The organism is Pseudomonas sp. DrBHI1 (genome assembly GCF_002205115.1).
Taxonomy (GTDB): domain Bacteria; phylum Pseudomonadota; class Gammaproteobacteria; order Pseudomonadales; family Pseudomonadaceae; genus Aquipseudomonas; species Aquipseudomonas mosselii.
The window spans coordinates 1-7308 of sequence record NZ_NIBE01000039.1 but is presented as its reverse complement, the minus strand read 5'-3'; the positions used below and the strand labels follow the sequence as shown (position 1 = coordinate 7308).

Sequence of the window (7308 nt, the reverse complement as noted above, 5' to 3'; positions counted from 1 at the left end):
GCGGCCCGCCCCACCCACCGCATTAACGAACAAGAAGGAAGACTGCAGTGAGCGCTGACTACCCACGCGACCTGATCGGTTACGGCAACAACCCACCTCATCCGCAATGGCCGGGGAATGCCCGCATTGCGCTGTCCTTCGTGCTCAACTACGAAGAAGGTGGCGAGCGCAACATCCTGCACGGCGACAAGGAGTCCGAAGCGTTCCTTTCCGAAATGGTCGCCGCCCAGCCGCTGCAGGGCGTGCGCAACATGAGCATGGAGTCGCTCTACGAATACGGCAGCCGCGCCGGCGTCTGGCGCCTGCTCAAGCTGTTCAAGGACAGCGGCGTGCCGCTGACCATCTTCGCCGTGGCCATGGCCGCCCAGCGCCACCCTGACGTGATCCGCGCCATGGCCGAGGCCGGCCATGAGATCTGCAGCCACGGCTACCGCTGGATCGACTACCAGTACATGGATGAAGCGCAAGAGCGCGAGCACATGCTCGAGGCCATCCGCATCCTCACCGAGATCACCGGCGAGCGCCCCGTGGGCTGGTACACCGGCCGCACCGGCCCGAACACCCGGCGCCTGGTGATGGAGGAAGGCGGCTTCCTCTACGACAGCGACACCTACGACGACGACCTGCCCTACTGGGAACCGAACAACCCGACCGACAAGCCGCACCTGGTGATCCCCTACACCCTGGACACCAACGACATGCGCTTCACCCAGGTCCAGGGCTTCAACTGCGGCGAGCAGTTCTTCCAGTACCTGAAGGATGCCTTCGACGTGCTCTACGCCGAGGGCGCCGAAGCACCGAAGATGCTCTCGATCGGCCTGCACTGCCGCCTGGTCGGCCGTCCGGCGCGCCTGGCCGCGCTCAAGCGCTTCGTCGACTACGCCAAGAGCCACGAACAGGTCTGGTTCGCCCGGCGCGCGGACATCGCCCGCCACTGGCACGCCACCCACCCGTACAAGAAAGAGAACGCCTGATGACCGCCTTCAAGACCCTCAAGCCTTCCACCCTCGAGCGCGCCGCCTTCGTCGCCGCCTTCGCCGACATCTACGAGCACTCGCCGTGGGTCGCCGAGAAAGCCTACGACCTGGGCCAGCTGGCCGAGCTGGACGAGATCGAGGCGCTGCATCAGCGCATGAGCGACATCCTGCTCAGCGCCAGCCATGCCGAGCAACTGGCACTGATCAACGCTCACCCGGACTTGGCCGGCAAGGCCGCCATCCAGGGCGAGCTGACCGAGTCGAGCACCAATGAACAGGCCGGCGCCGGCATCCACCAGTGCACCGCCGAGGAGTTCGCCCGCTTCACCGAACTGAACGACGCCTACAAGGCCAAGTTCCAGTTCCCGTTCATCATGGCGGTCAAGGGCAGCAACCGGCACCAGATCCTCGCTGCCTTCGAAAAACGCATCCACAACGACCAGGATGCCGAATTCAAGGAAGCCCTGGCACAGATCAACCTGATCGCCCTGTTCCGCCTGCTGCAGCTTTGAGGACTGCGTGCCCGCCTCGCCCGAGTGCGTGACGCGTCCGCACCCAGGGCCCGGCAGGCCGGTCCACCAGAATCCAGAACAACGAACATACAAGAGAGACCCGCATGCGCACCCTGATGATCGAGCCCCTGACCAAAGAAGCCTTCGCCCCCTTCGGTGACGTGATCGAAACCGACGGCAGCGACCACTTCATGATCAACAACGGCTCGACCATGCGCTTCCACAAGCTCGCCACGGTCGAGACCGCCGAGCCCGAGGACAAGGCGATCATCAGTATCTTCCGCGCCGACGCGCTGGAGATGCCGCTGACCGTACGCATGCTGGAACGCCATCCGCTGGGCAGCCAGGCTTTCATCCCGCTGCTCGGCAACCCCTTTCTGATCGTGGTCGCGCCAGTTGGCGATGCACCTGTATCAGGCTTGGTCCGAGCCTTCCGCAGCAATGGCAGGCAGGGCGTTAATTACCATCGCGGCGTCTGGCACCACCCGGTGCTGACGATCGAAAAGCGGGATGACTTCCTGGTGGTTGATCGCAGTGGTTCTGGCAACAACTGCGATGAGCATTACTTCCCCGAGGAACAGATGTTGATCCTCAATCCCCACCAATAAGAAAGGGTCGGTCATCGAGATGGTGACTGGCGAGAGGTACATACTGTGGAAGCACACCTTCACGAATGGCTGAACCTGAGCATTCGCTGGGTTCACATGATCACCGGCGTGGCCTGGATCGGTGCATCGTTCTACTTTGTCTGGCTGGAGAACCACCTGAACCGAAGCAACCCGCGCGATGGGTTGTCGGGTGACCTCTGGGCCATCCACGGCGGTGGTATCTATCACCTGGAGAAATACAAGCTCGCGCCGCCGAAAATGCCCGAGAACCTGCACTGGTTCAAATGGGAAGCCTACTTCACCTGGATGTCCGGGATCGCCTTGCTGTGCGTGGTGTTCTACTGGAACCCGAGCCTCTACCTGCTGGCGCCCGGCAGCACCCTGAGCGGCGCCGAAGGGGTGGCCATCGGTATCGGTTCGCTGGTTGCCGGCTGGTTCATCTACGACTTCCTGTGCGACTCGCCCCTGGGCAAGCAGCCGGCGCTGCTGGGCGCCGTGCTGTTCGTGCTGATCATCGCCGCCTGCTGGGGCTTCAGCTTGGTGTTCAGCGGCCGTGGCGCCTACCTGCACACCGGCGCGATCATCGGCACCATCATGGTCGGCAACGTGTTCCGCATCATCATGCCGGCCCAGCGCCAGCTGGTGGCGGCGATCGAGAACAACCAGACGCCCGACCCGGTGCTGCCGGCCAAGGGCCTGCTGCGCTCGCGCCACAACAACTATTTCACCCTGCCGGTGCTGTTCATCATGATCAGCAACCACTTCCCGAGCACCTACGGCAGCCAGTACAACTGGTTGATCCTGGCCGGGATCGCGGTGGCCGCTGTATTGATCCGTCACTACTTCAACACCCGCCACGACAGCAACAAGTATGCCTGGACCCTGCCCGTCGGTGCCCTGGCGATGATCTGCCTGGCCTATGTGACCGGTCCCAAGCCGCTGCCAACCGCACCCGAGCAGGCCGCCGCCAAGGTCGAGTACCAGCCGCTGCCGGCCACTGCCGTCGGTGGCAAGACCGCCGCCGAACTGCGCGCAGAGGAGGCCGCCAAGCCTGCCCAGGCACCCGCTGCGGAACCTGCCCAGGCTACGGCCCAGGCGGCCACCGGCAGCTTCGACAAGATCCACACCGTCATCCAGGAACGCTGCACCGTGTGCCACTCGGCCAAGCCGACCAGCCCGCTGTTCAGCGCCGCCCCTGCCGGCGTGATGTTCGACACCCCGCAGCAGATCCAGGCCCAGGCCGCGCGCATCCAGGCGCAGGCCGTCGCCAGCCAGATCATGCCGCTGGGCAACATCACCCAGATGACCGTCGAGGAGCGCAAGCTGGTCGGCGACTGGATCGCCAAAGGCGCGCAGGTCAACTGAGACACCCCACGATTGCGTGGGAGCGGGCTTGCCCCGCGATGAGGCCGGTACTCCCGGCCTCGCTTCCAAGCTCTACGTAACAAGCAAGCATCGAGCGTTCGGCTTCACGTGGGTCCCCAGCCTCCTTCACCGGAGCCTGCCACGTGAAGCCGCCCGCTTGGATCCGAGAATAAAAACAAAACTCGAGGTGCTGCATGTCCGAGTCACCCAAGGCGTACATCCCTGTTGCGCCACCACGACAGCCCCTGCCCTTGTTCCAGCTGATCCTGGTGGGTCTGCAACACGTTCTGCTGATGTACGGGGGCGCCATCGCGGTGCCGCTGATCATCGGCCAGGCGGCGGGCCTGTCCCGCGAAGAAGTCGCCTTCCTGATCAACGCCGACCTGCTGGTCGCCGGCGTTGCCACCATCATCCAATCCTTCGGTATCGGCCCCGTGGGCATCCGCATGCCGGTCATGATGGGCGCCAGCTTCGCCGCCGTCGGCAGCATGGTGGCCATGGCCGGCATGCCCGGCGTCGGCCTGCAGGGAATCTTCGGCGCGACCATCGCCGCCGGGTTCTTCGGCATGCTGATCGCGCCGTTCATGTCCAAGGTCGTGCGCTTCTTCCCGCCGCTGGTGACCGGTACGGTCATCACCTCGATCGGCCTGTCGCTGTTCCCGGTGGCGGTCAACTGGGCCGGCGGCGGCCATGAGGCGCAAGCCTTCGGCGCGCCGATCTACCTGATGGTCGCCGGCCTGGTGCTGGCGGTGATCCTGCTGATCAACCGCTTCATGCGCGGCTTCTGGGTCAATGTGTCGGTACTGGTGGGCATGGGCCTGGGCTATGTGCTCGCCGGCTCCATCGGCATGGTCGACCTGTCGGGCCTGAGCGAGGCGCCGTGGCTGCAGGTGGTCACCCCCCTGCACTTCGGCATGCCGACCTTCAGCCTGGCGCCGATCCTGTCGATGTGCCTGGTGGTGGTGATCATCTTCGTCGAGTCCACGGGCATGTTCCTCGCCCTGGGCAAGGTGACCGACCGTGAAGTCACGCCGGGCATGCTGCGACGCGGCCTGCTGTGCGATGCCGGCGCGTCGTTCATCGCCGGTTTCTTCAACACCTTCACCCACTCTTCGTTCGCCCAGAACATCGGCCTGGTGCAGATGACCGGGGTTCGCTGCCGCTACGTCACGGTGATGGCCGGCGCGCTGCTGATCCTGCTCAGCCTGCTACCCAAGGCGGCCTTCCTGATCGCTTCGATTCCGCCCGCGGTACTGGGGGGCGCGTCCATCGCCATGTTCGGCATGGTCACCGCCACCGGGATCAAGATCCTCCAGGAAGCGGACATCGCCGACCGACGCAACCAGCTGCTGGTCGCGGTCAGCGTCGGTTTCGGCCTGATCCCGGTGGTGCGGCCGGAGTTCTTCGCGCAGATGCCGCAGTGGATGGAGCCCATCACCCACAGTGGCATCGCCATGGCCACCCTCAGCGCCCTGGTGCTGAACCTGCTGTTCAACATCCTTGGCGGCGCCGACCGCGCCGCGCACAACGATGCCTGTCACCAGCATTGAGTGACCTGGGGCGGTGCCGTACCGGCCGCCCCGTTCCAACCACGCGGTAACGCTGGACCGTCGGCCCGCCGGAATGGGCCGCCCGGGGCGCTTGCGCGCCGAAAAAGCCCTTACAAAAACAATAAGTCCGGGAATCACAACATGAAGCGCATCACCACGTCCGTCCTGCTGGGCAGCAGCCTGCTGGCCACCCTCCCCGCCCACGCCGGCGAATGGCTGCAATGGCACGGCGAAAGCCTGTCCTACCTGTACGGCAAGGACTTCAAGGTCAACCCCGACATCCAGCAGACCATCACCTTCGAACATGCCAACAAATGGAAGTACGGCGACACCTTCCTGTTCGTCGACAAGATCTTCTACAACGGCAAGGCCGACCCCGGCAAAGGCGTGACCACCTACTACGGCGAGTTCAGCCCGCGCCTGTCGTTCGGCAAGATCTTCGAGCGCAACCTGGCCTTCGGTCCGATCAAGGACGTGCTGCTGGCCATGACCTACGAACGTGGCGAGGGCGACAACGAGGCCTACCTGATCGGCCCCGGTTTCGACCTGAACGTGCCGGGCTTCAACTACTTCACCTTGAATTTCTACGTGCGCAACACCGAAGGCAGCCGCCCCGGCGACAACGTCTGGCAGATCACCCCAGCCTGGTCGTACACCATCCCGGTGGGCAAGTCCGACATCCTGATCGACGGCTACATCGACTGGGTGGTCGATAACGACCAGACCCGTCGCGGCACCTACCACGCCAACCTGCAGTTCAACCCGCAGGTCAAGTACGACCTGGGCAAGGCCCTGAACCTGGGCGCCAAGCAGCTCTACGTCGGCGTCGAATACAGCTACTGGAAGGACAAGTACGGCATCGACAGCCGCGGCAACGTGGACAGCAACCAGAGCGTGGCCAGTGCCCTGGTGAAGGTGCACTTCTGAAAAACTGACCGAACGCCCAAATTTGCACCACCGTGCTCCAGGACGGAGCACTTGAGGCCCGGCGCGCAAGTGAGTAATCTGCGCGCCCCCTCGATCGGGGCGGGAAGGATCCCGCCCGCGTTTGCTGACCGCTCAGTCAATGTTTCCGGGCGGTTGGCCAACGTGTTGCCAGCGTGAAATACCCATTTCATCCGTTCAGAAAGACGTCGAGCAGGATGGTTGTGCCCAACGTGGAAAAGTTGGCGCAGCTCTTGCCAAACAGCTGTGGCCAATTGAAAAAAGCTGACCCAAAAGACAAGAACAGCGCCCGAGCGCTGACAACAGATCCAATCAAGGGAGCGACACTCGCAATGCGTACCATCAATAGCCTGATCCTCGCCGGTGGTCTGCTGGCCTGCGGCGCCAGCCAAGCCGGCGACCTGCTGCAATGGCAGAACAACAGCCTGACCTACCTGTGGGGCAAGAACTTCAAGGTCAACCCCGAGATCCAGCAGACCGTGACCTTCGAGCACGCCGATGCGTGGAAGTACGGCGACAACTTCTTCTTCCTCGACAAGATCTTCTACCAGGGCAAGAAGGACGCCAACAACGGCCCCAACACCTACTACGGCGAGTTCAGCCCACGCCTGTCGTTCGGCAAGATCTTCGACCAGAAGCTCGAGTTCGGCCCGGTCAAGGACGTGCTGCTGGCCATGACCTACGAGTTCGGCGAGGGTGATACCGAGTCCTACCTGATCGGCCCCGGCTTCGACCTGGCCATCCCCGGCTTCGACTACTTCCAGCTGAACTTCTACCAGCGCACCACCGACGGCAGCCGTCCGGGCGACAATGTCTGGCAGATCACCCCGGTGTGGTCCTACACCATTCCCGTGGGCTCGTCCGACATCCTGATTGACGGTTTCATGGATTGGGTGGTCGACAACGACGAGAACCGTCGCGGCACCTACCAGGCCAACCTGCACTTCAACCCGCAGGTCAAGTACGACCTGGGCAAGGCGCTGCACCTGGGCGAGAAGCAGTTGTACGTGGGTATCGAGTACGACTACTGGAAGAACAAGTACGGCATCAAGGACAGCGATGCCTTTACCACCGATCAGAACACCATGAGCTTCCTGGTCAAGGTTCACTTCTGATCTGATGCCAGTGTAAAGACTGTAGGAGCTTGCGTCGCGAAAGGGCTACGCAGCAGCCCCGACGATTTCGCATGATGCCAACATCCTGGGGCCGCTTCGCGGCCCTTTCGCGACACAAGGCCGCTCCTACAGGAGATCCGAGGCAAGCCCCGGTCGGGCGCCTCAGTTTGCCGGTTTTACCGCCCGCCACACCTTGCCCGCGACAGCAACCACCGCCAGCACCACCGCCCCGGCAA

At 63.5% G+C, this 7308-nt stretch carries 7 protein-coding genes; all 7 read left to right on the top strand.

Annotation, left to right across the window (positions count from 1 at the left end; genetic code table 11):
• Window positions 1-47 precede the first annotated feature (47 nt).
• The 7 genes from puuE (at window position 48) to CC207_RS06130 (ending at window position 7072) form a co-directional block, all read left to right on the top strand.
• Window positions 48-974: an allantoinase PuuE gene (gene puuE, locus CC207_RS06160; protein WP_028692846.1), complete on the top strand. Its 927-nt coding sequence runs from the start codon at window positions 48-50 to the stop codon at window positions 972-974.
• The gene (gene uraD / locus CC207_RS06155) at window positions 974-1489 is read left to right on the top strand and encodes a 2-oxo-4-hydroxy-4-carboxy-5-ureidoimidazoline decarboxylase (protein WP_028692845.1); all 516 of its coding nucleotides are present in this window, start codon (window positions 974-976) and stop codon (window positions 1487-1489) included. The genes puuE and uraD overlap by 1 nt, the downstream gene beginning before the upstream one ends.
• A 104-nt stretch (window positions 1490-1593) precedes the next feature.
• On the top strand, window positions 1594-2097 hold the full coding sequence (locus tag CC207_RS06150; RefSeq protein ID WP_011532943.1) for an ureidoglycolate lyase: 504 nt from the start codon (window positions 1594-1596) through the stop codon (window positions 2095-2097).
• 45 nt (window positions 2098-2142) lie between these two features.
• On the top strand, window positions 2143-3462 hold the full coding sequence (locus tag CC207_RS06145) for a urate hydroxylase PuuD (RefSeq protein ID WP_028692844.1): 1320 nt from the start codon (window positions 2143-2145) through the stop codon (window positions 3460-3462).
• A gap of 194 nt (window positions 3463-3656) precedes the next feature.
• Window positions 3657-5012, top strand: coding sequence for a nucleobase:cation symporter-2 family protein (locus CC207_RS06140; RefSeq protein WP_028692843.1), 1356 nt, complete (start codon window positions 3657-3659; stop codon window positions 5010-5012).
• Window positions 5013-5153: 141 nt separating this feature from the next.
• Window positions 5154-5939: an outer membrane protein OmpK gene (locus CC207_RS06135; RefSeq protein WP_088851741.1), complete on the top strand. Its 786-nt coding sequence runs from the start codon at window positions 5154-5156 to the stop codon at window positions 5937-5939.
• A gap of 350 nt (window positions 5940-6289) precedes the next feature.
• The gene (locus CC207_RS06130; RefSeq protein ID WP_062574706.1) at window positions 6290-7072 is read left to right on the top strand and encodes an outer membrane protein OmpK; all 783 of its coding nucleotides are present in this window, start codon (window positions 6290-6292) and stop codon (window positions 7070-7072) included.
• Window positions 7073-7308 lie beyond the last annotated feature (236 nt).

Bases quoted from the DNA above. Each gene is read 5' to 3' on its own strand.
- CC207_RS06130 (WP_062574706.1), top strand. From the start codon at position 6,290: ATGCGTACCATCAATAGCCTGATCCTCGCCGGTGGTCTGCTGGCCTGC.
- CC207_RS06135 (WP_088851741.1), top strand. From the start codon at position 5,154: ATGAAGCGCATCACCACGTCCGTCCTGCTGGGCAGCAGCCTGCTGGCC.
- CC207_RS06150 (WP_011532943.1), top strand. From the start codon at position 1,594: ATGCGCACCCTGATGATCGAGCCCCTGACCAAAGAAGCCTTCGCCCCC.
- CC207_RS06140 (WP_028692843.1), top strand. From the start codon at position 3,657: ATGTCCGAGTCACCCAAGGCGTACATCCCTGTTGCGCCACCACGACAG.
- uraD (WP_028692845.1), top strand. From the start codon at position 974: ATGACCGCCTTCAAGACCCTCAAGCCTTCCACCCTCGAGCGCGCCGCC.